Origin of the sequence: Brachybacterium sp. AG952 (assembly GCF_004362645.1) — a bacterium.
In the GTDB taxonomy this organism is placed as follows: domain Bacteria; phylum Actinomycetota; class Actinomycetes; order Actinomycetales; family Dermabacteraceae; genus Brachybacterium; species Brachybacterium conglomeratum.
Genome location: NZ_SNXV01000006.1, coordinates 89391 through 114923, shown reverse-complemented (window position 1 = coordinate 114923; position 25533 = coordinate 89391). Strand labels below are relative to the sequence as shown.

The following is a 25533-nucleotide window of genomic DNA, read 5'->3' as shown; positions in this document are numbered from 1 at the left end:
CCATGGAAGCCTTCACCACGCACACCGGCATCGGCGTCCCGCTGCGTCGCAGCAACGTCGACACCGACCAGATCATCCCCGCCGTCTACCTCAAGCGCGTCACCAAGACCGGCTTCGACGACGGCCTGTTCCACGCCTGGCGCACCAACGACCCCGAGTTCGTGCTGAACAAGCCCGCCTACGCGCAGGGCTCCGTGCTCGTGGCCGGCCCCGACTTCGGTACCGGCTCCTCCCGCGAGCACGCCGTGTGGGCGCTGCGCGACTACGGCTTCAAGGCGGTGCTCTCGACCCGCTTCGCGGAGATCTTCCGCGGCAACTCCGGCAAGCAGGGCCTGGTCGCCGGGATCCTCGCCCAGGACGACATCGAGCAGCTGTGGAAGATCCTCGAGGAGACCCCGGGCACCGAGGTGACCGTGGACCTCGAGAACCGTCAGGTCAGCGCGGGCGACTCGACGTTCCGCTTCGAGATCGACGATTACACCCGCTGGCGTCTGATGGAGGGCCTGGACGACATCGGCCTCACCCTCCGCCACGAGGAGGACATCACCGCCTTCGAGCAGAAGCGCCCCTCCTGGATGCCGAAGACGCTGCCGGCCCGCACCGCCGATACGCACTGAGGTCCCACCTCATCCTCGCGGCCTGCCCGCCCCTCCCACGGGGCGGGCAGGCCGCTCCGGTATGGTGAGCCGGTCAGATATGGGCGTGCTGACGTCCGTCCCTCCAGGCAAGGACACCATGAGCTCCACATTCCACGTGCGCGGCGGGCGCCCGCTCGACGGCGAGATCACCGTCCGCGGCGCCAAGAACCTGGTCTCCAAGGCGATGGTCGCCGCGCTGCTGGGCACCTCGCCGAGCGTGCTCCGCTCCGTCCCCGACATCTCCGACGTCCGGATCGTCTCGAACCTGCTGTCGATCCACGGCGTGAAGATCGAGCACGATGTCGCCGGCGGCGAGCTGCGCCTGGACCCCTCGAACGTCGAGCGGGCCCACGTGGCCGACATCGACGCCCACGCCGGCAGCTCCCGCATCCCGATCCTCTTCTGCGGCCCGCTGCTGCACCGCCTGGGCGAGGCGATCATCCCCGACCTCGGCGGCTGCCGCATCGGCGACCGGCCGATCAACTACCACCTCGACGTGCTACGCAGCTTCGGCGCCCACGTCGACAAGCGCGAGATGGGCATCCACATCACCGCGCCGAACGGCCTGAAGGGCACGAAGATCCACCTCGAGTACCCGAGCGTCGGCGCGACCGAGCAGGTGCTGCTCACCGCGGTGCGCGCCCAGGGCGTCACCGAGCTGGTCAACGCCGCGGTCGAGCCGGAGATCGAGGACCTCATCGCGGTGCTGCAGAAGATGGGCGCGATCATCTCCCTGCAGACCGACCGCACCATCACCATCGAGGGCGTCGACGAGCTCGGCGGCTACGAGCACGTCGCCCTCGCGGACCGGATCGAGGCGGGCTCCTGGGCCTGCGCGGCACTGGTCACCAAGGGCTCGGTCTTCGTGCGCGGAGCGCAGCAGAAGCCGATGTCGACCTTCCTGAACATCTACCGCAAGGTCGGCGGCGGGATCGAGATCCGCGAGGACGGCATCCGCTTCTACCACCCCGGCACCCCGCTGAAGGCGATCGCGCTCGAGACCGACGTGCACCCCGGCTTCATGACCGACTGGCAGCAGCCGCTCGTGGTCGCCCTCACCCAGGCCGACGGCATCTCGATCCTCCACGAGACGGTCTACGAGAACCGCCTGGGCTTCACCCGCGCGCTCAACGACATGGGCGCCCGCATCCAGGTCTACCGCGAGTGCCTCGGCGGCTCCTCCTGCCGCTTCGGCCGCTCCAACTACAACCACTCCGCCGTCGTCTCGGGCCCGATGTCGCTGCACGCCGCGGACATCACCGTCCCGGACCTGCGAGGCGGCTTCTCGTACCTCATCGCGGCGCTCGGTGCCGAGGGGGTCTCCACGATCCGCGGCATCGGCCTGATCGATCGCGGCTACGAGTCCTTCCGCGACAAGCTCACCGCCCTCGGGGCCGAGTACTGGGAGGGGGAGGAGTGAGCGAGGAGCGCGCGGAGCTCGGGACCGGGGGCACCCCGATCGCCGGCGCGGCCGGCTCCCTCGCCCTGCGGGACATCCCGATCCCGGACTACTGCGACGTCGTGATCGTCCCGACCGGCGGGGTCGAGGAGTCGGATCCGCGGGTGTGGGCCGAGGCGATCTTCGCCCACGAGAACATCCCGCTCGGCTCCCGCGGCCTGCGCGCCCTGCGCGACGAGGCGGTGCGGCTGTTCGACATGGTCCCGCCGCCGCAGAAGGAGTTCGTGGCCGACGAGGTGGTGGGCTCGGAGGCCCTCATCGTGGACGACGACGACAAGCTCGCCGTCCGCATCGGCGTGGCGCTCCTGCCTGGCGGGGAGCTGCTGCAGGTGACCACGGCGGTGAAGTACAAGACCGTGCGGGGACGGCTCGCCTTCGCGCCGCGCCGCCTGATGCACGCCGCGGCCGTGAACACGCTCGCCCGTCGGGCGCCGACGACGGTCCGCCGCCGGGCGCTGTCCGGCGACCGGCGCGCGGCCTCCCTCACCTCCCAGGTCTCCCGCCGCGCCCTGGGTCGCGGTCCGTCCTCGACGCGCTGATGCCGCTCCTGCGCAGCTGGGACGTGGGCACCGCCCGCGAGCCCGCCCGTCGTGCCGGGCTCGTGATCGGCCTCGCGCAGCTCCCGCTGCGCCCCCTGGTCACGCTGCTCTCCCGCCCGCAGTGGCAGGGCGCCGAGAACTTCCCGGCCACCGGCGCCGTGATCGCCTGCGGCAACCATCTCAGCGCCTTCGACCCCTTCGGCTACGGTCACCTCCTGCAGGCCTCCGGGATCGCGCCCCGCTTCCTGGCCAAGGAGTCGCTGTTCCGCGTGCCGGTGCTCGGCGCCCTGCTGCGCTCGGCCCGGCAGATCCCGGTGCTGCGCGGTACGAGCCGCTCCGGGGACGCCCTGGACGCCGCCCGGGAGGCGCTCGCCCGGGGCGAGCTGCTGATGGTCTTCCCCGAGGGCACCTACACCCGCGATCCGGAGCTCTGGCCGATGCAGGCCCGGCTCGGCGCGGCCCGCCTCGCCCTGTCCACCGGCGCGCCGCTGCTGCCGATCGCGACCTGGGGCGGACGCGGGCTGTGGCCCGTCGGCTCCCCGCTCCCGCGCCCCGGGCGCGGACGGCGCGTGCGCATGCGCGTCGGCGCGCCCTTCACCGCAGCCGTCGGCGAGGGCGAGACGGAGCACGAAGCCGCCCTGCGCGTCACCGAGGAGCTGATGGCGCGCATCGCCGCGCTGCTCGGCGAGCTGCGCGGCCTCACCCCGCCCGATCACCTCCACGACCCGCGCACGGACGCCCACCGCCCCGAGATCGGCCGCACCGATCCCGGCTTCCGCGCCCCGACGGAGCCGCGACGATGAGCGCGCCGCGCAGGGCCCCGCGCCTCACCGTCCTCGGCGCCGGCAGCTGGGGGACCACCTTCGCGCAGGTCCTCGCCGACGGCGGCGCCGAGGTGACCCTCTGGGCGCGCCGCGAGGAGGTCGCCCGCGAGATCGGGACGCAGCACCGCAACAGCGCCTATCTCGGCGACCGCGAGCTCCCCGCGACCCTCCGCGCCACCGCCGATGTCGCCGCCGCGCTCGAGGGCGCCGACGGCGTCGTCGTCGCGATCCCCGCCCAGTCGATGCGCGCGACCCTCGCCCCCTGGCCCGCCCTCCCCGCCGTCCCGGTGCTCTCCCTCACCAAGGGCATCGAGCGCGGCACCGACGCCCGGATCAGCGAGATCCTCGCCCGGGCCGGGGGAGCGGACCCCTCCCTCGTGGGCGTGCTCTCCGGCCCGAACCTCTCCGGCGAGATCGCCGAGCGGCGACCCTGCGCGAGTGTCGTCGCCGCCCCGGACGAGGAGCTCGCCGAGACCTTCGCCTCCTGGTGCTCCGCGCCCTACCTGCGCGCCTATACCTCGACCGACGTGGTCGGGGTCGAGGTCGCCGGGGCCGTGAAGAACGTCATCGCGATCGCCGTCGGCGCCGCGACGGGGCTCGGCCACGGCCACAACACCACCGCCTCCTTGATCACGCGGGGACTGGCGGAGATCACCCGTCTGGGCGTCGCGCTCGGCGGGCGCCGCGAGACCTTCCCGGGCCTCGCCGGCATGGGCGACCTCGTCGCGACGTGCTCCTCGCCGCTCAGCCGCAACCACCGTCTCGGCCTCGCGCTCGGTCGCGGGCTGGACGTCGCCGCGGCCGCGGCGGAGGTGGGACAGACCGCCGAGGGCGTCGCCACCGCCCGCGCCGTCGCCGACATCGCCGCACGCCACGGCGTCGACATGCCGATCACCCGCTCGGTGGTCGCGGTCGTGGACCACGGCGCGAGGATCGACGAGGTCACCACGGCCCTGCTGTCACGCTCGGTCCGCCCGGAGTGATTACCCTCGACCTCATGAGCACCACCGTCGCCCTCCTGTTCGGCGGCCGCAGCGGCGAGCACGGCATCTCGTGCATCACCGCCGGCGGCATCCTCGCCGCGATCGACCGCACCCGCTTCGACGTCGTCGCGATCGGCATCACCCCCGAGGGCCGCTGGGTCCACGTCTCCGACGACCCCTCGGACTGGACGATGGTCGACGGCCGCGCCCCCGAGGTCGCCGCCGACGGCGACGAGGTGCTGCTGCCCTCCTCCCGCCACCGCGCGGGAGAGCGGACCGCGCTGCGCGTGGTGCGCGAGGGACGCGTCGAGCCGCTCGCCGAGGTCGACGTCGTCTGGCCGCTGCTGCACGGTCCCTACGGCGAGGACGGCACCGTCCAGGGCATGCTCGAGATGCTCGACATCCCCTACGTCGGCTCCGGCATCCTCGCCTCGGCCACCGCGATGGACAAGGCCGCGACGAAGGTCGCGCTGCGCGCCGCCGGCATCGAGTGCGCCCCCGGCATCGTCGTGCACGAGGACCGCTGGGCCGACGGCGCCGGCCGCGTCCTCGCCCATCTCGAGCAGCATCATCCGCGACCCTGGTTCGTCAAGCCGGCCCGTGCCGGCTCCAGCCTCGGAGTCAGCCGCGTCGAGGTGGCCTCGCAGCTCGAGCACGCGATGAAGACCGCCTTCCGCGAGGATCCCAAGGTCCTCATCGAGGAGGGCCTCGTCGGCCGCGAGATCGAGTGCGGCGTGCTCGCCGCGCGCGACGGCGGCGAGCCCCGCACCACGCTGCCCGGCGAGGTGAAGGTCGGCGCCGACCTCGACTTCTACGACTACGAGGCGAAGTACTTCGGCAAGGGCACCGTGAGCATCGACGTGCCCGCGGGTCTGCCCGACGGGGTGCTCGAGGAGGCCCGCGAGATCGCCCGGCGCGCCTTCGGGGCGCTCGGCCTCGAGGGCCTCGCCCGGGTCGACATGTTCGTCACCGCCGATCACCGCGTGATCGTCAACGAGGTCAACACCATGCCGGGCTTCACCCCGTACTCGATGTTCCCGGTGCTGTGGGAGTCGATGGGGCTGAGCTACGCCGATCTGATCGCGGATCTCGTGGACCAGGCCGCCTCGCGCCGCCTCGGCCAGCGCTGAGCCTCGGCCGGCGCTGAGCCTCGGCCGGCGCTGAGCCTTCTCAGCCCTCGTAGCCCTCGTCCCCGGGGCCGATGCAGCGGGCGGTCGCCTCGATGTTCCGGGTGATCACCTGGGTGAGGTCGAGCGCGGCGGCGGAGGGCTGGTCCGGTGCCGCCGAGCGCGGCACGGATACGTCGATCGCGGGCTCGCGGCCGTAGGTCGTGTACAGGAAGGTGTCGCCCTCGATCTCCTTGACGACCCAGTCGACCTCGACCTCGTTCTCGTCGGCGAGGGTGGTGCACTGGTCGGTGGTCGGGCCGGGCGGGGTCACGCCGCAGCGCATCACCACCGTCTCCTCCCCGCTGCCCCAGGCGGCGGTGCCCTGGCTCGAGGTCTCCACCCGGTCCATGCCGAGCACCTGCGGCGGGGCGGCGAGCACGATGTCGGCGCACAACGGGTCCGCAGCGGCCTCCCCGGCGGGCACCTGCACGGTGCCGCAGGCGGCGAGGCCGAGGGCGAGCAGCCCGGTGAGGGAGAGGGCGGCGGCACGTCGAGGAAGCACGTACCGAGGGTACCGGTGCGATCCGGGAAGCGGGATCGGGCAGACTGGTGCGATGACCGCGCACCCCCGCCCCGGCCTCTCCGAGGCCTCGATCCTCGCCGCCGTGCTCCCGCAGCTCCCCACGGGCGAGCAGGTCGAGGTCGGTCCGGGCGATGACGCCGCGGTGGTGCGCCTGCCCTCGGACCGTCTCGTGGTCACCACCGATGCGCTGGTGGAGGGGCACGACTTCCTGCCGGGCGCGACGCTCCCGCGCTGGATCGGTCGGAAGGCCGCGGTGCAGAACCTCGCCGACGTCGCCGCGATGGGCGCCCGCCCGCTCGCCCTCGTCGTCGCGCTCTCCGCGCCGGCGGGGACGGACCCGTCCGTCTTCGAGGAGCTCAGCGCGGGTCTCGCGGAGCGCGCTGCGGCCGACGGTGCGGTGATCGTCGGCGGCGACCTGGGCCGCGCCGACCGCCTCACCCTCGCCGTCACCGCGATGGGCGCGATGGCGCCCGGCGACGCGCCCGTGCTGCGCTCCGGCGCCCGCCCCGGCGACGTGCTCGCGATCGGCACGGAGCGCCTGGGCCGCTCCGCCGCCGGCCTCGCCCTGGTCCTCGGTGGGAAGGTCCACGTCGACGCCGCCGGCTCGATCTCGCTGGAGGACATCACCACCCCCGACGCCGCCGATCTCGTCCGCCACCACGACGCCCCCGAGGTCGACCTGTCTTTCGGCTGGAGTGCCGGCCGCACCGCGCACGCCATGATGGATCTCTCCGACGGGCTGGTCCGCGACGGCGGCCGCCTCGCCGCCGCCTCGCGGGTGCGGATCGACCTCGACCGCGCCGCCCTCGCCCCGGACGCCGAGGCCCTCGCCGCCCTCGCCGAGGAGCTCGGCGAGGACCCCTGGGCCTGGGTCCTCCACGGCGCCGAGGAGCACGCGATGCTCGCCGCCTTCGCCCCGGACGAGGTGCCGACCGGCTTCCGCCCGATCGGTCGGCTCCACGAGGCGGGGGACGGACCGGTCGTGACCCTCGACGGCACCCCGATCCCCGGCGAGGGCTTCGACCACTTCGCCTGAGCACGCCGCGCCCCGCCCGGACTAGGCTGGTCGGCGGCGCGACCGCGCCCGACCCGCACGCCACGGAGGAGCACCACCACCATGCCGATCACCGTCAAGGCCCTGCAGAAGACCGGCCCGGACCAGCCGTTCCGCGTCACCACGATCGAGCGCCGCGACCCCCGTCCGGACGATGTGGTCATCGACATCGAGGCCGCCGGCATCTGCCACAGCGACATCCACACCATCCGCAACGAGTGGGGCGAGGCGCACTTCCCGCTCACCGTCGGCCACGAGATCGCCGGCACCGTCTCCGCCGTCGGCAGCGACGTCACCGACTGGAAGGTCGGCGACCGCGTGGGCGTGGGCTGCCTCGTGAACTCGTGCGGGACCTGCGAGGAGTGCCTCGCCGACCAGGAGCAGAACTGCCTGACCGGAAACGTCGGCACCTACAACGCGGAGGACGTCGACGGCACGATCACCCAGGGCGGCTACGCGGAGAAGGTCGTCGTCAACGAGCGCTTCGTGCTGAGGATCCCGGACGAGATCCCCTTCGACCAGGCCGCCCCGCTGCTGTGCGCCGGCATCACCACCTACTCCCCGCTGCGCCGCTGGGGCGCCGGCGAGCAGGTCTCCGGCCGCGCCAAGCGCGTCGCCGTCCTCGGTCTCGGCGGGCTCGGCCACATGGGCGTGCAGATCGCCGCCGCCATGGGTGCCGAGGTCACCGTCCTGACCCGCACGCTGCGCAAGGAGGAGGACGCCCTCGCCCTCGGTGCGACGCGGGTCCTGGCGACCTCCGACGAGAACTTCTTCCGTGACCACCGCGGCGGGTTCGACCTGATCCTCAACACGATCAGCGCCGATATCCCCGTGGACCGCTACCTGCGCCTGCTCGCCCCGCGCGGCGTCATGGCCGTCGTCGGCCTCCCGCCGGAGAAGCAGGCGCTGAGCTTCGGCTCCCTGATCGGCGGCGGCAAGGTGCTCGCCGGCTCCAACATCGGCGGCATCGCCGAGACCCAGGAGATGCTCGACTTCTGCGCCGAGCACGGCATCGCCGCGAAGATCGAGACGATCACGGTCGACGAGGCCGACGCGACCTACGAGCGCGTGGTCGCCGGCGACGTCCGCTTCCGCGCCGTCATCGACACCGCCACCTTCGCGGGCGCCGCGGCGGAGTGACGGTCTGGGCGGCGGTCCGCCTCGCCCCCGAGACGGATCGCCGCCCCGTCCTGCGGTACAGCGCCGGTGGGCGGTATCGCTCAATACAGCGATAAACATTTGAGAGCGACGGCGGGTGCGCCCGCGTTCGACACCTCCGAGGGAGCCCGCACGGCCCCCTTCCGCCGTCTCCCACCGCGCCCTCGCCCGCGACCCACCCCGTACGGTCCGGAGCCTCCCCCGGACGCACGAGAGCCCCCACCCGATCGGGTGGGGGCTCTCGTGGAATTGAGTCCTTGCGGTCTCGCTCAGGCACCGAGCGTGCTGACCTTGCCTGCCTTGAGGCAGGAGGTGCACACGTTCACGCGCTTGCTGGTGCCGTTGATCACAGTGCGGACCGACTGGATGTTCGGGTTCCAGCGACGCGAGGTGCGGCGGTGCGAGTGGGACACGGCCTTGCCGAAGCGCGGGCTCTTGGCGCAGATGTCACACGTGGAAGCAGCCACTGTCGTCTCCTGGTACGTCGATGTTCTGATCGCGGTGCCCGCTCCAGCCCCCGCGCCGGAACGGCGGGGTCGGTGACCTGGGTGAGCACGGAGGTGCGAGCCCCCGGCGGTCAGGGCAACCACGGAATCATAGCCCAGATGCCCCGGCGCCTGAAGAGGAGGACCCGTCCACAGTCCTGTGGAGTCCCTCACGATGTCGCAGGGCAATGGCACGATGGGCACCGCACCAGCACTCTACCGGGACGGAAGGGGTCGCCACGATGGCCAGGAGGACCTCCGCCACGCGCGGCTCCATGCCGCTGACGGAGCTGCTGGCCTCCAAGGAGTCCAAGGCGATGGCCTCCTTCGGAGTGCGCGATCTCGACGCCATGCTCCGCTTCGTCCCGCGCCGCTACGTCGAGCCCGCCCCGCTGCGCTCCCTGCGTGAGATCTCCGAGGGGCAGGAGGTCAGCGCCATCGTGCAGGTGGAGTCGTTCCGCTCGCGGCAGATGAGGTCCCGCTACGGCTTCATCGTCGAGGCCACCGTCTCCGACGGCTCGGACGAGCTGCCGCTGACCTTCTTCCTTCCCAAGCAGCACCACGTCGAGTGGTACGCGAAGCGTCTCCCCGTCGGCGCCACCATCGGCGTGCACGGCGCGGTGGGCCGGGACGACTACCGCGGCGGCCTCCAGCTCACCCATCCCGACTTCGAGACCGTCGAGGACACCGAGGAGGGCCGCGCCTGGGCACAGCGTCCCCGCCCCGTCTACCCTCTGAAGCAGAACATCTCGCTTGCGACGATGCGCTCCGCGATGGAGAAGGGCCTCGAGTTCGCCGGCTCCGCCACCAGCGCCGTCCCCGCGGAGGTCCTGCGCCGCCGGAGCCTGCCCGACCTCGCCGAGGCCGCCCGCCTCGTCCACACCCCGCTGACCATGGACGACACCCGCCGCGGCATGGCCCACCTCCGCTTCGAGGAGGCCTTCGTCCTCCAGGCGATCTTCGCCCAGCGCCGCGCCCAGGACGAGCGCACCCCCGCCCCGCAGCTGCGCGCCGAGGGACCGCTCCAGCAGCTCTTCGACGAGCGCCTGCCCTTCTCCCTCACCGACGGCCAGCGCGAGATCGGCGACCTTCTCGCCGAGCGCATCGGCAACGGCCACCCCACCAGCGCCCTCCTCCAGGGCGACGTCGGCTCCGGCAAGACGGTCATCGCCCTGCGCGCCATGCTCCGCGCCGTGGACTCCGGCCACCAGGCCGTGATGCTCGCCCCCACCGAGGTGCTCGCCGAGCAGCACCACCGCACCGTGCTCGAGCTCCTCGGCGAGCTCGGCCGCGCCGGCCAGCTCGACAGTGCGCCCGAGGCGACCCGGGTGCGCCTGCTCACCGGCTCCCAGCGCACCTCCGCGCGCCGCGAGACCCTGCTCGACGTGACCTCCGGCCAGGCCGGGATCGTGGTCGGCACCCACGCCCTGCTCACCGAGGGCGTCGAGTTCGCCTCCCTCGGCCTCGTCGTCATCGACGAGCAGCATCGCTTCGGCGTCGACCACCGTCGGCGGCTGCGCGCCAAGGGCCCGCAGGGCATGAGCCCCCACGTCGTGGTCATGACCGCGACCCCGATCCCGCGCACCGCGGCGCTCGCGACCGTCGGCGACCTCGACGTGCTCACCCTCGCCGAGAGCCCCGGCCGCCGCGCCGGCGTCGAGAGCTTCGTGGTCCACGAGAAGCTCTCCGCCTGGGTGCAGCGCATGTGGCAGCGCGCCGGCGAGGAGATCCGTGCGGGCCGCCAGGTCTTCGTCGTCTGCGCCCGGATCGACGAGGACGAGGCCGACGACACCCCCGCGCAGCTCGTCCTCGACGAGAACGGCAAGGAGAAGACCCCCGCCCTCGACCCCGCCCGCGGCGTCGTCCAGACCGCCGAGCGCCTCGCCTCGCGCCCCGAGCTCGCGGGCGCCCGCATCGGCGTGCTCCACGGCCGGCTCAGCGGCGAGGAGAAGCAGCAGGTCATGGAGCAGATGGTGCGCGGCGAGCTCGACCTGCTCGTCTCCACCACCGTGATCGAGGTCGGGGTCGACATCCCCAACGCCTCGGTGATGATCGTGCTGGACGCGGAGCGCTTCGGCGTCTCCCAGCTGCACCAGCTGCGCGGCCGGGTGGGCCGCGGCGAGCACCCCGGCCTCGCCTTCTTCGACACCAGCGCGGTCGTGGACGAGGTGCACTCGCGGCACCTGCGCGCGATCGCCGAGGCGTCCGACGGCTTCGCCCTGGCCGAGCTCGACCTGCGCCGACGCGGCGCCGGCGACCTGGTGGGGGAGGAGCAGTCGGGCCTGCAGCGCACCCTGAAGCACCTGGACATGCTGCGCGACGCCCGCTGGATCGAGGCCGCCCGCGAGGACGCCTTCTCCCTCGTCGCCGAGGACCCCGAGCTCGACGGCCACCCCGAACTGGCCGCCGCCGTCGCCGCGCGTCTGCGCGATGCGGACCCCGACGTGGAGAGGAGCTGACATGCCGCGGATCATCTCCGGCGCTCTCGGAGGGCGCACCATCCCCGGCCCGCCCGGGAAGGGCACCCGGCCCACCTCGGACCGCGTGCGCGAGGCCCTGTTCAGCCGCCTCGACGGCTGGGGCGCGCTCGCGGGCGCCCGCGTGCTCGACCTCTACGCCGGCACCGGCGCGCTCGCCCTCGAGTCCCTCTCCCGCGGCGCCGCCCATGCGGTCCTCGTCGAGGTCCACGGCCCGACGGCCCGCCAGCTGCGCCGCACCGCCGCGGACCTCGGGCTCTCCGACCGGGTCGACGTGCGCGCCGGGAAGGCCGCCACGGTCGCCGCAGGCCTCGCAGGCCACGGCGCGACCCTCGTCTTCCTCGACCCGCCCTACGACGTCTCCACCGACGAGCTCGAGCAGCTCCTCGTGACGCTCCGCCCCGCGCTCACCGACGACGCCCTGGTCGTCCTCGAGCGCTCCTCCCGCAGCCGCCCCGTCGAGTGGCCCGACGGCTGGGCCGACGACGGCACGAAGTCCTACGGCGAGACCGTGCTGCAGTTCGGAGGGCCGCTGGTCGAGGACGAGCCCGCGGCGGACGGCGCTCCCTCCGCGGACTGACCGCCGCCCCGTCGGGATCGCGACGCTCGCGTCTCCCGCGGCCCCGCATCATGCCCGCAGTCGCCTCGGCTCTCGTCGGCCGCGCCTCGAGGCGCACATGCACTCCGTCCACATCGATCTGCCCGCAATTCTCGGTCCGGCAGAGCTCCATCCACAATTCAGGACCACGCCTTGCGTTCGTCGCGCATTTGTGTATTCCGACGACGGTCAAGAATGTTCCTGGTGGGGCGTGTGAGATGTCGTGAGGCTGGCTCCTGGTTGTGCGCCTGGCGTTCGCGCGTCACGCACGACGAGTCGCGACCTGTGCAGGTGACCCACGAGTATCCACACGATGTGGAATGGCTGTGCATTTCCGCGCAATGTTTCCTCCCCACGTCCGGGTTATCCACAAATTCGGGCGAGATGGCGGCGCCTCTGGAGAATGTCGGATATCAGTCGTAGAATGAGGAGCACGGAGCGGTCGACGAAGAACGCTCATCAAGACGCGGGGGAGGAAGAGCGATGGGAGACGAGCCACGCCTCGATGTGCCGCCGCGCCCCGCATCTGCCCGCCCCGACGACCCTGTTGCCTCCGTCCCCGCCGCCTCCGTCCGCCCCGACGACCCTGTTGCCTCCATCCCTGCCGCCTCCGTCCGCCCGGGCGAGCCGCCGCGTCGCCCCGTGCGGGCCCGCCGGCCCTTGACACCGCAGTCCCTCGTCGAGCGCGCCGACGTCGCACCCCGCACCGCCGAGGCAGAGACGGTGCTGCGCATCTACCGCCGGCGCCGCGAGCAGCAGGCCGCCTTCTACGTCGCCGAGATGCAGGACCTCGCCTCCCTCTGGACCGAGGAGGACGAGGGCGACGAGAAGACCCTGCACGCACTCGCCGCCGCGGCCGGACTGCGCACGAAGCTCGGCCGGGGCGAGAACCGCCTGCGCGACGCGCACGTCGCCGTCACCGACCTGCCCGCCTGCTTCGCCCGCGTCGGCGCCGGGGAGCTGCCGGTGGACTGGTTCGAGTGGCTGCTGCGCAGCGTGCTGCGCTTGACCTCCCACCAGCGCCGCCAGGTCGACGAACGGGTCGCCGCCTGGCAGCTCGACGCGATCGACGTCGAGCGCTTCTACCGCGAGCTGCGTCTGCTGATCGACTGGTACGGCCGCGCCGCCGTGCAGGAGACGCCCCGCGAGCAGCGCGCCGTCCACCTCACCCCCTCCCCGGACGGCGGCGGCACCGGCTGCCTCACCGTCGTTGGCCCGATCCCCGAGCTCCTCGCGCTCGGCCGCCGTCTCGACTCCGCCGCCCGCGCCGTTCAGGACGCCCAGCGCCAGGCGCTCGAGACCGGAGCACCGATCCCCTTCGACCTCGACGGCGACGTCGCCCGCGAGGGCCGGCCCATGCCGCTTCCCGCGCTGCGCTACGCGGTGATGACACGCTCCCCGCTCGCGACCGGCGGCGTCGAGGTGCCCGAGCCCGCCTTCCGGATCTCCGTCGTCGTGCCGGTCCTGACCCTGCTGGGCCGTTCGCACGCGCCCGCGACGCTCGACGGCACCATCCCGATCCCCGCGCGCATGGCCCGCGAGCTCGCCGCGAAGGCGCCGGCCTTCGAACGCGTCCTCGCCGACCCGGCCAGGGGCGGCTACGCCCCCGCCGCCTCGAGGACCTACCGGGTCAGCCGCGCGATGGCCGAGAACCTGCGCCTCATCGACCCCGTCTGCGCCGTCCCCGGCTGCGACTGCAACGTCATGACCGTCGGCGAGAGCGACCACATCGAGGAGTTCGACCTCGAGCACCCCGCCCGCGGCGGCCCCACCACGATCGAGAACCTGCACCGCCTCTGCCGCCGTCACCACCGCATGAAGACCGCGGGCCTCCTCGACCCGGTCCGGGACGAGACCACCGGTGTGACCCGGTGGCGGATCGGCGAGCTCGCCGTCTGCGACTCCAGGCCCGACGGCGACCTCGTCACCCGCGAGCTCGGCCAGCAGCTCCGCCGCGCCTGGGAGCAGTACGAGGCCGATCTCGAGTTCGAGGCGATCCTGCACAGCGGCGCGCTCGACGAATCGCCGCAGGAGCGACTCGACGCGATCGAGGAGCAGCGCTGGGGCGAGCATCTCCTGGAGTACTGGTCCCGACCTGACACCGGCGGCGCCGAACCCGACGACCCGGACGGTCCCCACGGCCCCGACGTTCCAGGCCCGCCCGGACTCGACCCCCGCGACGGCTACGGCCCACCGCCCTTCTGAGCCCGCGTGCCCTGGCGCAATGACCCGCACCCTCGACGAGCTCGACTGGCCGCTGCACACCGACCTGCTCACCCTCCGGCGCGGCCGCAGCGAGGACGCCCACGACCTCGGCTGGTTCGACCAGTCCCACTTCATCCGCGACGTCCGCGCCGTCACCGGCATGACGCCTTCGTCCTACGCCCGCCGCGCCGGCGGCGACATACTGGAGCCATGACCAGCTACACCGCCTCCTTCACCGTGCAGATGGCCCCGGGCGCCCCGATCGACGGCGCCGCCGACCGCTTCTCCCTGGCCAAGACCTGGACCGGCGAGGCCGAGGGCACCTCCCGCGGCACCATGCTCACCGCCGGCGACCCCGAGACCGGCAGCGCCGGCTACGTCGTCTCCGAGATCTTCGAGGGCAGCCTCGGCGGCCGCAGCGGGACCCTCGCTCTCCAGCAGCTCGGCACCATGACGGGCGGCGCGCCCGCCCTGCAGTACGTGATCGTCCCCGGCTCCGGCACCGGCGACCTCGCCGGCACCACCGGCACCCTCGAGATCGGCGAGATCCACGACGACGGCCGCCACGAGGTGCGCTTCACGCTGGGCTGAGCGGCTCCCCGCCCGCACTAGAGTGACGGCCATGACCACCGTCGTCCTGCCCGGCTCCTTCGACCCCTTCACCCTGGGCCACCTCGACCTCACACGGCGCGCGACGGCTCTCGGCCACCACGTGATCGTCGCCGTCTCCCACAACCCCTCCAAGAAGGGGCTGCTGGACCTCGAGCAGCGCACCGGAGCGATCCGCGCCGCGCTCGCCGACGAGGGCCTCGCCGAGCGGACCGAGGTGCGCACCCTGCCCCGCGGCCTGCTCGTCGACTTCTGCCGCGAGGTCGGCGCGGGCGCCGTCGTGCGCGGGCTGCGCTCCCAGCTCGACCTCTCCTACGAGGAGCCGATGGCGCGGATGAACCACCACCTCGCCGGGACCGACACCGTCTTCCTTCTCACCGACCAGTCCCTCGCCCACATCTCCTCCTCCCTCGTCCGCGAGGTGCACGCCCTCGGCGGTGACGTCTCCGACATGCTCCCCGCCGCCTCGCTGGAGGCGCTGCGCACCGCCTCTGACCTACGCTGAGCAGATGACCACCGACGCCACCCCCACCTCGCCGCTCGACGACGCCCTGCGCTTCGACGCCGTCGACCTCGTCGGCCGCACCGGCACGCACCGCCGCGTCGAGCACACCGTCCCCGCCCCGGCCCGCGAGGCCGGTGGCCTCGCCATGCAGGTCGCCGAGGGCGACCCCATCGCGATCGAGCTCGAGCTCGAATCCGTGGTCGAGGGCATCTACGCCCACGGCACCGTCACCGCCCACCTCGAGGGCGAGTGCTCGCGCTGCCTCGACCCCGTCGACCAGGACATCGCCACCCGCTTCGACGAGCTGTTCCTCTACCCCGAGAAGGTGAAGGCCGAGGAGCGCGAGGACTCCGTCCTGCTCGTCGACGACGAGGTGCGCCTCGGCCCCGTGGTGCGCGACACCCTCGCGGTGGAGGCCGACGAGCGCCCCCTGTGCCGCGAGGACTGCCCGGGCCTGTGCGCACAGTGCGGCTTCCGCATGGAGGACGACCCCGACCACCACCACGAGGTCATCGACGAGCGCTTCGCCGCGCTGAAGGGCCTGTTCGACGAGGACCCGAAGGACGACGACGCGCAGGACGGGAAGGCCTGATGGCGCGCAGGCGCCGCGCCGCCGAGGCCGCCGCCCCGCAGGGCCTGCTGGACACGCTGCCGCTGGACGCCGGGCAGGCCGCGGACCTCACGGACTCCGGGCTGCTCGATCTCGCGCTCACGCACCGCTCCTACTCCTACGAGCATGACGGCCTCCCGCACAACGAGCGGCTCGAGTTCCTGGGCGATGCCGTGCTGCAGCTCGCTGTCACCGAGCACCTCTACGCCGCCCACCCCACGCTGCCCGAGGGCGACCTGGCCCGACGCCGCGCCGCGACCGTCTCGACCCGGGCGCTCGCCGTGATCGCCTCCCGCCTCGACCTCGGCGCCTACGTGCGCCTGGGCCGCGGGGAGGATCTCACCGGCGGCCGTGCCAAGGCCTCGATCCTCGCCGACACCACCGAGGCCGTGATCGGCGCGGTCCACCTCGCGCTCGGCCAGGACGTCTCGCGTCGCTTCGTGCTGGACCTGCTCAGTCCGATGCTCGACTCCGACGAGTTCCTCGAGGCGGGCTACGACTTCAAGTCCCGCCTGCAGGAGATCGCCGCCGCGGAGGGCAAGGACGTGGTCTACGCGCTCACGGAATCGGGCCTAGAGCACCAGAAGACCTTCACCGCGACCGTCACCGTCGAGGGGGTCGTCACCGCCCGCGGCGACGGTGCCTCGAAGAAGGACGCCGAGCTCGCCGCCGCCCAGAACGCGGTGCGCGGCGTCCTCGCCGAGCGCGGCGAGTCCCTCATCCCCAGGGGCTGAGCCGGTGCCCGAGCTGCCCGAGGTCGAGGTGGTGCGGCGCGGCCTCGAGCCCCGCACCGTCGGCCGCACCATCACCGCGCTCGAGGTGCTCGAGCCCCGCTCCCTGCGCCGACAGGCCGGGGGAGAGGACCGCCTGCGCGCGGCCCTCGTCGGCTCCCGGCTCACCGCCGTGGTGCGGCGCGGGAAGTTCCTGTGGTGGCGCCTCGCGGAGCCGGGCGGGGCCGAGGCCGGGGAGGCGCTGATGGCGCACCTCGGCATGAGCGGGCAGCTGCGGATGAGCACGCCCGGCGCGACGGCCGCGCCGTCGGTGGAGCTGTCCGAGGGCCCGGCCTCCGACCCGCTGCGGCACCGCCGGGTGAGCTTGCACCTGGACGACGGGGCGCGGCTCGACTTCGTCGACCAGCGGATCTTCGGCGGGCTGTGGACGAGCCCGCTCCTCGAGGCGGAGGGCGGGGCCCTCGCCGGCGTGGGCAGCCCCGACGCCCTGCTGCCGGAGGACGCCTCGCACATCGCGCGCGACCTGCTCGACCCGGCGGCGGACCTGTCCGGTATCGCCCGGGCGCTGCGCTCTCGGCGGAGCGCAGTCAAGACGCTCCTGCTGAACCAGGAGATCGTCTCCGGGATCGGGAACATCTACGCCGACGAGGCGCTGTGGGCGGCGCGGATCCGGTACGACACCCCGGGCGAGGTGCTCGGCCCCCGTCAGGCGCCGGCGCTGCTGCGCGCCGCCCGCGACGTGATGGAGCGGGCGCTCGCGGTGGGCGGGACGAGCTTCGACGCGCTGTACGTGAACGTCGACGGGCGCAGCGGGTACTTCGCCCGGAGCTTGAACGCGTACGGCAAGGAGGGCGAGCCGTGCCCGCGCTGCGGCACCGTGATGCGGCGCGTGATGCACGCGAACCGCTCCTCGCACTTCTGCCCGCGATGCCAGCGGGGACGCTGAGACCCGCGTCGTCCCCGGTGCGATAGATTTCGACGTGCCCGCCGAGATGAGGAAGGACGCCACGTGACAGCGACCCAGCAGGACGGCCCGATCCGCGTGATGCTCGTCGACGACCACGAGGTGGTCCGCCGCGGCATCGTCACCGCGATCGACGCGAGCCCCGCCCTCACCGTGATCGGCGAGGCGTCCTCGGTCGCCGAGGCGACCCGGCGCCTCCCCGCCATCCGCCCCCAGGTGCTGCTGGTCGACCTCCAGCTGCCCGACGGCACCGGCATCGACGTCATGAAGGTCGCCCGCGAGCTCGACCCCGAGCAGAGGATGCTGGTGCTGACCAGCTTCGACGACGACGCCGCGCTGCGCGAGTCGCGCGCCGCGGGCGCCGCCGGCCTGATGCTCAAGTCCGCGCGCTCCCAGGAGATCGTCGACGCGATCCAGGCCGTGCACGCCGGCCGCCCCGTCTGGCCCGCCGATCACGTCGAGGACGGCCCGGACCTGTCCGAGTCCGACCAGCGGATCGTCGAGCTGATCGGCGATGGGCACTCCAATCGCGAGATCGCGGGCGCCCTCGGCATCGCGGAGAAGACCGTGAAGAACCGCGTCACCGTCATCCTGCAGACCCTCGGCATGCAGCGCCGCACCCAGGTCGCGGCGATGGTCGCGGCCCGTCGTCGGGCGGGCTGGAAGCCGCAGTAGGCGTCACGCCACCGGCAGCGTCACCCGCCACGAGATCATCGTGCCCGGCTCGAGGGTGATCGCGTCCACCCAGCCCGAATGGCGCCGGGCCCGCGAGGACATGTTCGCGAGCCCCGAGCGGCGCCGCACCGTCGGATCGATGCCTCGGCCGTTGTCCGAGACGTTCACCTGCACCACCCGGTCCACGCCCTCGGAGAACACGCTCACGGAGACCGCGACCGCGCTGGCATGCGCGTGACGGGCGGCGTTGGCGAGGCACTCCCGCACCACTGCGACCACGTCGTCGGCGATCTCCGGCGGCAGCTCCGAATCCATCTCCGCGGGATGCGGGGGCAGGCGCAGCGAGGGCACGAACCCGAGGCCGGCGGTCGCGAGACCCACCTCGCGGCGCAGCTGCTCGGTGAGCGTCGCCTCCGCCCGCTCCCGGCGCAGGGACTGCACGATCAGCCGGATCTGCGCGACCGCGTTCTCGACCCCCTGCACGGAGGCCGCGACCGAGGAGCGGATCCGCGCCTTCGACGGGGTCACGTCCGGGGAGCCGAGGGAGTCCACCAGCCCCTCGAGCTCCATCCCCACCGCGAACAGCTCCTGGATCGCGAGATCGTGCAGATCGCGCGCGATCCGTCCGCGCTCGTCGTCGATCTCGGAGTCGGCCTGCAGGGTCGGGACGCGCAGGGTGAGGCCGACGAGCCCCGCGAGCGCGTCGAGCCGCTCCCGGTCCGCGGCGGTGAACTCCGCGGAGTCCTCCGGACGCAGCACCCCGAGCAGCCCGGTGCCGTGCTCGGCCGCATCGATCACCGCGAGCATCACGCGGCAGCTCTCCTCGCCGAGGGCGAAGGTCTCGATCCGCTCGAGCGCATCGGCGTCGGCGTGCTCGAGCGCCGCCCCGATCGGATGCGCGGCGGGCACCTGCTCGCCGAGCAGGGCGGGGGCGTCGGGCCCGTCGACCATCTCGATCGTCCACGCCTCGCGGGCCAGGGGCATCACCAGCACGGCGCTGCGGGCGCCGAGGTCGGTGCGGGCCGAGCGGAGCATCAGGTCCAGCAGGTCCTCGGTCTCCCCGCCGGCGAGGACGGCGCCGGCGAGGTCCTGGATGCGGGGGCGATCTCTCATCGGGGCTCTCCGATCCTGAGGACGGGCGTGTCGGCGGGGACCGCCTCGGGGCGATGGGTGACGACGACGACCGTGGTCGAGGCCGGGACGAGGGACTCGTCGCCCGGGGTGAGCAGCGCCGCGAGCAGGGCGTCGCCGCGGGCGGTGTCCAGGTGCTCGGTCGGCTCGTCCAGCAGCAGCACCGGTCCGCGACGCACCACGGCGCGGGCCAGGAGCAGGCGACGCCGCTCGCCGCCGGAGACCGTGGTCCCGTCCGGGCCGAGCATCGTGTCGAGTCCGTGGGGGAGGGTCGCGAGCCAGTCGTCGAGGCCGACGGCGGCGAGCGCCGCGAGCGCCTCGTCGTCGGAGAGGTCCCTGCGCACCACGCGCAGGTTCTCCCGCAGCGTGGTCGCGAAGACGTGCCCGTCCTCGGCGAACATCGTCACCGCCTCGCGGAGCGAGGCGGCATCGCTCGAGACCTCGCCGCCCAGCGGGGCGAGGAGCCCGGCGAGGGTCGCCAGCAGGGTCGACTTCCCGCTGCCGGAGGGGCCGACGACCGCGAGGCGGGAGCCGGGGGCGAGGTCGAGGTCGAGGCCGCGGACGCACGGGGCCTCGGCGCTCCAGCCGGCGGTGAGGTCGCGGGCGGTCAGGGTCGCCGTGGCGGGACGGTCGGCGGGGACCGGGGCGGAGCCGTCGACCTCGCCGCCCTCGCCGATCAGGGCGTCGAGGCGCTCCGCGGCGGCGCGGGAGCGGGCGTGCTGGGTCGCCGCGGCGGGCAGGGCGGTCGCCGCCTCGAAGGAGGACAGGGGCAGCAGGAGCAGGATCCCGATCTGCCCGGCGGAGAGGTCCCCGGCGGTCCAGGCGGCGCCCGCGGCGAGCAGCGAGCCGGTCACCGCGAGGACCATGCTCGCGGGCACCGCGGCGGCGGCGAGCGCGGCGGGGCGGGCGGCCCGGTCGATCGCGGCGTCGTGCGCGGACTGCGCGGCGGCGAGGCGGGCGAGGGCCCCGTCGAGCCGGCCGTCCACCCGCAGCGAGGTCGCGTCGTCGAGGATCTCCAGGGAGTGGGAGGTGACGTCCCCGCGGGTGGTGAGCACGGCCTGCTCGGTGAGCGCGGCGGCGCGGTGCGCGAAGTACGGCGCGGCCACCGCCGCCAGCAGCAGCGAGGCCGCCATCGCGGCCGTCGCGGGCAGGGACAGCGGTGCGAAGGTCGCCAGCACCACGACGAGCATCACGGCCGCGACCAGGGCGGGCACGATCGCCTTGATGACGTGGTCGCCGAGCTCCTGCGCGTCATCGCCCAGCCGGGAGAGCAGCTCGCCGCGCCGCAGCCGCGTCAGGGCGTCGTCGGTGCGGGAGGCGAGCGCCGTGAACAGCGAGGTGCGCAGCGAGACCACGCCCCGCAGCGCCACGTCGTGGGTGAGCATCCGCTCCAGCCAGCGGAACACGCCGCGGGAGACGCCGAGGGCGCGCACCATCACCACGGCGACGGTCAGGTCGAGCACGGGCGGCATGGTCCAGGCGCGGGTGACGAGATAGGCGGAGACCGCGGCGAGCGCGAAGGCGGAGGCGAGGGTCGCGACCGCGGCGAGGACCGCGGCGAGGAGCCGCGCGGGCGGGATCGCGAGGGCGCGCTCGGCGCGGCGCAGCGGGGCGGCCTGGGCGGTCATGCGGCGACCTCCGCTCGCGAGTCGACGGAGACGATGTCGTCGGCCGCCTCGACGAGGCGGGAGCGGTGGGCGACGACGAGCACGGTGCGGCCCTGTGCGCGCAGCTCGCCCAGCAGGTCCAGCACGATCTGCTCGGCGGCGCCGTCGAGATGGGCGGTCGGCTCGTCGAGCACGACCAGCGGGGCGGGGGAGAGCAGGGCGCGGGCGAGCGCCAGGCGCTGCCGCTCGCCGAGGGAGAGGCCCTGCCCGCGGCGGCCCAGGTCCGCGTCGAGGCCGCGGTGCGCGATGACGGCGTCGAGGCCGACGGCGGCCGCGGCGGCCCCGAGCTCGTCGTCGTCCGCGTCCGGGCGGGCGGCGGCGAGGACCTCGCGCAGGGTGCCGGGCGGGAGCACGGGCCGCTGGGGGAGCAGCGCGATCTGGTCCCAGAGGCTGCGGCGCTCCAGCTCGCGCACGTCGGTCGCGGTGCCGTCGGCGGCGATCACCTCGGCGCGGCCCTGCTCGGGCTCCAGCAGGCCCAGCAGCACCTGCACGGCGGTGGTCTTCCCGGCTCCGGAGGGGCCGGTCAGCGCGGTGATGCGGCCGGGGCGGACCTCGATCTCCGCCGCGTGCGGGGCGAGCCCGTCGCGCGAGGCGACGCTCACGCCGCGCAGGGCGAGGGTCGCGCCGGCGAGGTCGGGGGCGGGACGGGTCCCGTCGGCCGGGGCGTGCTCGTCGAGCACCTCGAAGGCCGCGCCGACCGCGGCGAGTCCGTCGGTGGAGGAGTGGTACTGGGAGCCGACATTGCGCAGCGGCTGGTACACCTCGGGGGCGAGGACCAGCACCGCGAGCGCCGGGGCGAGGTCCATCTCCCCGTAGACGAGCCGCATGCCGATCGAGACGGCGACCAGCGCCACGCACAGGGTCGCGAGCAGCTCGAGCACCATCGAGGAGAGGAAGGCGAACTTCAGCGAGCCCATGGCGGAGGAGCGGTGACGGTCGCCGAGGGTCTCCACCACCCGCTCCGGGCCGTGCTCGCGGCCGAGGGCGCGCAGGGTGGGCAGGCCCTCGACGAGGTCCAGCAGCTGGGACCACAGGGAGCGCATGTCCGCCAGCAGCCTCTCGGAGCGGCCCACGGTCATCTTCCCCACCAGGATCATGAACAGCGGCACCAGCGGCAGCGTGACCAGGGCGATCACGGCGCTGAGCGGATCGAGCAGCCCGATCGTCAGCAGGCACAGCGGGGTGACCGTCGCCGAGAGCATCAGCTGGGGGACGTAGCCCACCAGATAGGGGCGCAGCTTCTCCAGCCCCGTCGTCGCCAGCGCCGTCACGTCCGCGCCCCGGCCGGCCCCGGCCCGCGGGCCGAGCCGGGCGGCGTGGGCGAGGACGCGGGCGCGCAGATCGCTGATCGCGGCGGTCGCGGCGCGGTGCGCGGTCGCCTCCTCGACCAGCACCGCCCCCGCCCGCACGGCGAGCGCGAGGACCAGCAGGGCGAGCATCCCCGGGGCGTCCGCGGGGACGTCCCGCTCGACGAGCAGCCGCGCGCCGAGGTGCGCGATCACCAGCGCCGTGACGATCACGGACGCGGCCTGGACGAGCCCGAGGACCACGGTCCGCGCGACATGGGCGCGCGCGGCGCGCACCTCCCGGACCAGTCGGGGGTCCAGAGGTGCTCGCCGCGCGCGCGTGGGGGTGCTCACTCCTGGCCGAACGCTTCCCGGTAGCCCGCCCGCGCCTTCTCGACGAGGCCCTCGCCGGGGGCGGGGGAGTCCTCGTCGGTGATCCGATGGCGGAAGACCCGGTAGGTCCAGATCGTGTACGCGATGACGATCGGCAGCAGGATCGCGAGGGCGATCAGCATCACCGTCAGCGTGTGCTCGGTCGAGGAGGCGTTCGCGACGGTGAGCGAGTTCGCCGGGTCGTTCGAGGCCGGCATGACGTACGGGAACAGGCCGCCGAACAGGGTGATCGTCGCCGCGGCGATCGCGGTGGTGGTCGCTCCGAAGGCGAGGCCCTCACGACGGGCACGGCCCAGCGGCACCACCGCGATCAGCGCCGCCGCCGCGATCGCGAGCGGGATCAGGGTCCACGGCGTGTTCGAGTGCGCGAGCTGGAACCACAGCAGGTAGGCGGCGCCGGCCACGATCGTCGGCCACACCAGCCGGCTCGCGAGGCGGTGGGCGTCCTGGCGCAGCGGGCCCTCGATCTTCAGGGTCAGGTACAGGGTGCCGTGCAGCCAGAACAGCAGCACGAACACGAGCCCGCCCAGCAGCGCGAAGGGGTTCAGCAGACCCAGCAGCGAGGTGGTCACCCAGTGGTTCTGGTCGATCGCGACGCCGGCGACGATGTTCGAGAAGGCCACGCCCCACAGCAGGGCCGGGGCGAAGCCGCCGATCACGTGCACCACGTCCCAGGAGGTGCGCCAGCGGTCGTCCTCGTGCTTCTCGCGCCACTTGAAGGCGCACACCCGCACGATCAGCACCAGCAGCAGGAGCAGCAGGGCGAGGTAGAAGCCGGAGAACAGGGTGGCGTACCACTCGGGGAAGGCCGCGAAGAGCAGCGCGCCGCCGGTGATCACCCACACCTCGTTGCCGTCCCAGACGGGGCCGATCGTGCGCAGGATCGTGCCGCGGGTGCCGGGGCCGCGGCGCCAGAAGGCGGCCACGTTCATCTGCACGCCGAAGTCGAAGCCCTCGAGCACGAAGTAGCCCAGGAAGAAGAAGCCGATCAGCGCGAACCAGAGGGTCTGCAGGACCGTGGGGTCGAGCATGGTGTCCATGAGCAGGTGGGTCCCTTCTCAGTAGTCGAAGGAGAGGGTGGGCGTGTCGAGCTCCTCGGTCTCCGGGTCCCGCTGCGGCAGCGGCGCGCCCTTCAGCGCGGCCTTCTGCATCATCCGGAACCAGATCACGGCGAGGACGCCGTAGACGAGGGTGAAGGCGACCAGCGAGGCGAGCACCATCCACGAGGGATGGGCGGAGACGCCCTGCAGCGTCATCAGCCGCACCGTCGGGTCGTCGGGATTGGGATGGACGACCCAGGGCTGACGCCCGATCTCGGTGAACACCCAGCCAGCGGAGTTGGCGAGGAACGGCATCGGGATCGCGAGCACGGCGAACCACTGGAAGGCCTTCGAGCCCGTCGTGCGGGCGTTCTCGCCCTTGCCGCGGGTGACCCACAGCGCCCAGAGGGCGAGGATCCCGCTGAACGCCGCGAGGCCCATCATCAGGCGGAAGGACCAGTAGGTGACGAAGAGGTTCGGGCGGTAGTCGACCTCGACCTCCTCGCCGTGGATGTTCGTCGCGGTCTCGCCGAACTCCTCCTTGTACTGGGCGTTGAGGTCGTCGACGCCCTGCAGCGTCGCATCGAAGGTGTGGGTGGCGAGGAACGAGGTCACGTACGGCACCTCGATGAGGTGGGTGACGTCCCCGCACTGCTCGGCGAAGGCGTCGGGGCCGCCGATGGTGAGGATCGAGAAGCTCGCACCGGTCTCCGTCTCGCACAGCGCCTCGGCCGACGCCATCTTCATCGGCTGCTGCTTGAACATGATCTGGGCCTGGAAGTCGCCGGAGATCACCAGCACGATCGCGGAGACGAACATCGCCACCACGCCGAAGCGGACGGTGGGTCGGTAGAGGTCACGGGCGGCGCGATGCTGCTCCTGGCCCTCCTCCGTCTCGAGCCCCATCTCGCGGGCGGCCCGGTGGTGCTTCACCATGTGCCAGGAGGCGACGCCGGTGAGGAACGCACCGGCGACGAGCCAGGCGCCGGAGACGACGTGGGGGAAGGCCGCCATCGCCGTGACGTTCGTGAGCACGGCGAGGATCGAGCCCTGCGAGGGGTCGAGCTCGGCCCGCCCCGTCTCGGGGTTCAGCAGCGCGCCGACGGGATGCTGCATGAACGAGTTCGCGGCGATGATGAAGTAGGCCGAGAGCGTGGTGCCCAGCGCCACCGCCCAGATCGTCAGCAGATGGATCTTCTCGGGCATCTTCCCCCACCCGAAGATCCACAGCCCCAGGAAGACGGACTCGAGGAAGAAGGCGGCGAGGCCCTCCAGCGCCAGCGGCGCCCCGAAGACGTCGCCGACGAAGCGGGCGTACTCGGACCAGTTCATCCCGAACTGGAACTCCTGCACGATGCCGGTGGCGATGCCGATGCCGAAGTTCACGATCAGCATCGAGCCGAAGAACTTCGTCATCCGGGTCCAGGCGTCCTTGCGCACGGGATCCTTCGCGAACACGGCGCGGGTGTTCATGATCGCGACGAGTAGGGACAGCCCGATCGTCAGCGGCACGAAGATGAAGTGGTACACGGTGGTGATGCCGAACTGCCACCGTGCCAGGTCGAGGGCTTCCATGGATCCTCCCGAGTGGACGACACGCTGTCATGAAAACTAGAGCGGCCGCGCGCACCGCCCCGGGGACCATGGTCCCCCTTCCGCGGCGGCGGATGCACGCTGTGCCATACTGGCCGAGGCACTCTCCTGCTCCGTACCGGGCGGGGGAACCTCCCGGCGTCGTGACGTCGAGCACCGGCCACGCGGACTCACCGCGACCGCAGTGCTCCCCGCGATCGGCATCGCAGCGCTCCCG

At 73.3% G+C, this 25533-nt stretch carries 25 protein-coding genes; 18 read left to right on the top strand and 7 right to left on the bottom strand.

The features are described from left to right. Window positions 1–2 precede the first annotated feature (2 nt). The 6 genes from leuD (at window position 3) to DEU31_RS14300 (ending at window position 5573) form a co-directional block, all read left to right on the top strand. Window positions 3–617, top strand: a complete 615-nt coding sequence (gene leuD, locus DEU31_RS14325; protein ID WP_010552251.1) for a 3-isopropylmalate dehydratase small subunit — start codon at window positions 3–5, stop codon at window positions 615–617. Between the two features lie 118 nt (window positions 618–735). Continuing rightward, window positions 736–2058: a UDP-N-acetylglucosamine 1-carboxyvinyltransferase gene (gene murA / locus DEU31_RS14320; RefSeq protein ID WP_126985166.1), complete on the top strand. Its 1323-nt coding sequence runs from the start codon at window positions 736–738 to the stop codon at window positions 2056–2058. Further along, a complete protein-coding gene (locus DEU31_RS14315; RefSeq protein ID WP_166649526.1) occupies window positions 2055–2636 on the top strand; it encodes a DUF2867 domain-containing protein in 582 nt (193 codons plus the stop codon). The genes murA and DEU31_RS14315 overlap by 4 nt, the downstream gene beginning before the upstream one ends. After that, complete coding sequence (locus tag DEU31_RS14310; RefSeq protein WP_166649525.1) at window positions 2636–3439, top strand: lysophospholipid acyltransferase family protein; 804 nt, start codon at window positions 2636–2638, stop codon at window positions 3437–3439. Before DEU31_RS14315 ends, DEU31_RS14310 begins: the two co-directional genes overlap by 1 nt. Beyond that, window positions 3436–4443, top strand: a complete 1008-nt coding sequence (locus tag DEU31_RS14305; RefSeq protein WP_133677627.1) for an NAD(P)H-dependent glycerol-3-phosphate dehydrogenase — start codon at window positions 3436–3438, stop codon at window positions 4441–4443. Before DEU31_RS14310 ends, DEU31_RS14305 begins: the two co-directional genes overlap by 4 nt. Window positions 4444–4457: 14 nt before the next feature. Then, window positions 4458–5573: a D-alanine--D-alanine ligase family protein gene (locus tag DEU31_RS14300; protein WP_010552246.1), complete on the top strand. Its 1116-nt coding sequence runs from the start codon at window positions 4458–4460 to the stop codon at window positions 5571–5573. A 40-nt stretch (window positions 5574–5613) separates the two neighbouring features. On the opposite strand, the gene DEU31_RS14295 is transcribed toward DEU31_RS14300, so the two are convergent. Next, complete coding sequence (locus DEU31_RS14295; protein ID WP_133677626.1) at window positions 5614–6114, bottom strand: DUF3515 family protein; 501 nt, start codon at window positions 6112–6114, stop codon at window positions 5614–5616. A 52-nt stretch (window positions 6115–6166) separates the two neighbouring features. Between DEU31_RS14295 and thiL the strand changes: the two genes are divergently transcribed. Together thiL and DEU31_RS14285 are read left to right on the top strand one after the other, a co-directional pair. Beyond that, complete coding sequence (thiL, locus tag DEU31_RS14290; RefSeq protein WP_133677625.1) at window positions 6167–7171, top strand: thiamine-phosphate kinase; 1005 nt, start codon at window positions 6167–6169, stop codon at window positions 7169–7171. Window positions 7172–7252: 81 nt separating this feature from the next. Further along, a complete protein-coding gene (locus tag DEU31_RS14285; RefSeq protein ID WP_133677624.1) occupies window positions 7253–8329 on the top strand; it encodes an NAD(P)-dependent alcohol dehydrogenase in 1077 nt (358 codons plus the stop codon). 287 nt (window positions 8330–8616) lie between these two features. Here DEU31_RS14285 and rpmB read toward each other — a convergent pair whose 3' ends face one another. After that, a complete protein-coding gene (gene rpmB, locus DEU31_RS14280) occupies window positions 8617–8814 on the bottom strand; it encodes a 50S ribosomal protein L28 (protein WP_082358657.1) in 198 nt (65 codons plus the stop codon). 260 nt (window positions 8815–9074) lie between these two features. Here rpmB and DEU31_RS14275 point away from each other — a divergent pair, with 260 nt between their 5' ends. From DEU31_RS14275 to DEU31_RS14230, 10 genes are all read left to right on the top strand, one after another. Next, complete coding sequence (locus DEU31_RS14275; RefSeq protein ID WP_133677623.1) at window positions 9075–11291, top strand: ATP-dependent DNA helicase RecG; 2217 nt, start codon at window positions 9075–9077, stop codon at window positions 11289–11291. 1 nt (window position 11292) lies between these two features. Beyond that, window positions 11293–11889 (top strand): 16S rRNA (guanine(966)-N(2))-methyltransferase RsmD, encoded by a 597-nt coding sequence (gene rsmD, locus DEU31_RS14270; protein WP_243733852.1) that lies wholly within the window; start codon window positions 11293–11295, stop codon window positions 11887–11889. A 678-nt stretch (window positions 11890–12567) separates the two neighbouring features. Next, complete coding sequence (locus tag DEU31_RS14265) at window positions 12568–14112, top strand: HNH endonuclease signature motif containing protein (protein WP_133677621.1); 1545 nt, start codon at window positions 12568–12570, stop codon at window positions 14110–14112. A 19-nt stretch (window positions 14113–14131) separates the two neighbouring features. Beyond that, window positions 14132–14326 (top strand): hypothetical protein, encoded by a 195-nt coding sequence (locus DEU31_RS16945; RefSeq protein WP_208109995.1) that lies wholly within the window; start codon window positions 14132–14134, stop codon window positions 14324–14326. Then, window positions 14323–14703: a DUF3224 domain-containing protein gene (locus tag DEU31_RS14255; protein ID WP_133677620.1), complete on the top strand. Its 381-nt coding sequence runs from the start codon at window positions 14323–14325 to the stop codon at window positions 14701–14703. Before DEU31_RS16945 ends, DEU31_RS14255 begins: the two co-directional genes overlap by 4 nt. Before the next feature lie 31 nt (window positions 14704–14734). Further along, window positions 14735–15226 (top strand): pantetheine-phosphate adenylyltransferase, encoded by a 492-nt coding sequence (gene coaD, locus DEU31_RS14250; protein WP_133677619.1) that lies wholly within the window; start codon window positions 14735–14737, stop codon window positions 15224–15226. Between the two features lie 4 nt (window positions 15227–15230). Then, window positions 15231–15818 (top strand): YceD family protein, encoded by a 588-nt coding sequence (locus DEU31_RS14245; protein WP_133677618.1) that lies wholly within the window; start codon window positions 15231–15233, stop codon window positions 15816–15818. Next, window positions 15818–16570 (top strand): ribonuclease III, encoded by a 753-nt coding sequence (gene rnc, locus DEU31_RS14240; protein WP_010552233.1) that lies wholly within the window; start codon window positions 15818–15820, stop codon window positions 16568–16570. Before DEU31_RS14245 ends, rnc begins: the two co-directional genes overlap by 1 nt. Before the next feature lie 4 nt (window positions 16571–16574). Further along, window positions 16575–17513 carry a bifunctional DNA-formamidopyrimidine glycosylase/DNA-(apurinic or apyrimidinic site) lyase gene (gene mutM, locus DEU31_RS14235; RefSeq protein WP_133677617.1) on the top strand — a complete coding sequence of 313 codons (939 nt, stop codon included), beginning with the start codon at window positions 16575–16577 and terminating at the stop codon, window positions 17511–17513. Between the two features lie 63 nt (window positions 17514–17576). Next, window positions 17577–18206, top strand: a complete 630-nt coding sequence (locus DEU31_RS14230; RefSeq protein WP_133677616.1) for a response regulator transcription factor — start codon at window positions 17577–17579, stop codon at window positions 18204–18206. 3 nt (window positions 18207–18209) lie between these two features. Here DEU31_RS14230 and DEU31_RS14225 read toward each other — a convergent pair whose 3' ends face one another. From DEU31_RS14225 to DEU31_RS14205, 5 genes are read right to left on the bottom strand one after another with little or no spacing between them, the layout of a single operon-like run. Beyond that, a complete protein-coding gene (locus DEU31_RS14225) occupies window positions 18210–19319 on the bottom strand; it encodes a histidine kinase (RefSeq protein ID WP_133677615.1) in 1110 nt (369 codons plus the stop codon). Next, a complete protein-coding gene (cydC, locus tag DEU31_RS14220; protein ID WP_133677614.1) occupies window positions 19316–20965 on the bottom strand; it encodes a thiol reductant ABC exporter subunit CydC in 1650 nt (549 codons plus the stop codon). The genes DEU31_RS14225 and cydC overlap by 4 nt, the downstream gene beginning before the upstream one ends. Next, entirely contained in the window at window positions 20962–22644 is a 1683-nt protein-coding gene (cydD, locus tag DEU31_RS14215) for a thiol reductant ABC exporter subunit CydD (RefSeq protein ID WP_133677613.1), read from the bottom strand. The genes cydC and cydD overlap by 4 nt, the downstream gene beginning before the upstream one ends. Continuing rightward, window positions 22641–23723 carry a cytochrome d ubiquinol oxidase subunit II gene (cydB, locus tag DEU31_RS14210; RefSeq protein ID WP_208109994.1) on the bottom strand — a complete coding sequence of 361 codons (1083 nt, stop codon included), beginning with the start codon at window positions 23721–23723 and terminating at the stop codon, window positions 22641–22643. The genes cydD and cydB overlap by 4 nt, the downstream gene beginning before the upstream one ends. 18 nt (window positions 23724–23741) lie before the next feature. Continuing rightward, the gene (locus DEU31_RS14205) at window positions 23742–25298 is read right to left on the bottom strand and encodes a cytochrome ubiquinol oxidase subunit I (RefSeq protein ID WP_029360980.1); all 1557 of its coding nucleotides are present in this window, start codon (window positions 25296–25298) and stop codon (window positions 23742–23744) included. Window positions 25299–25533: the final 235 nt, after the last annotated feature.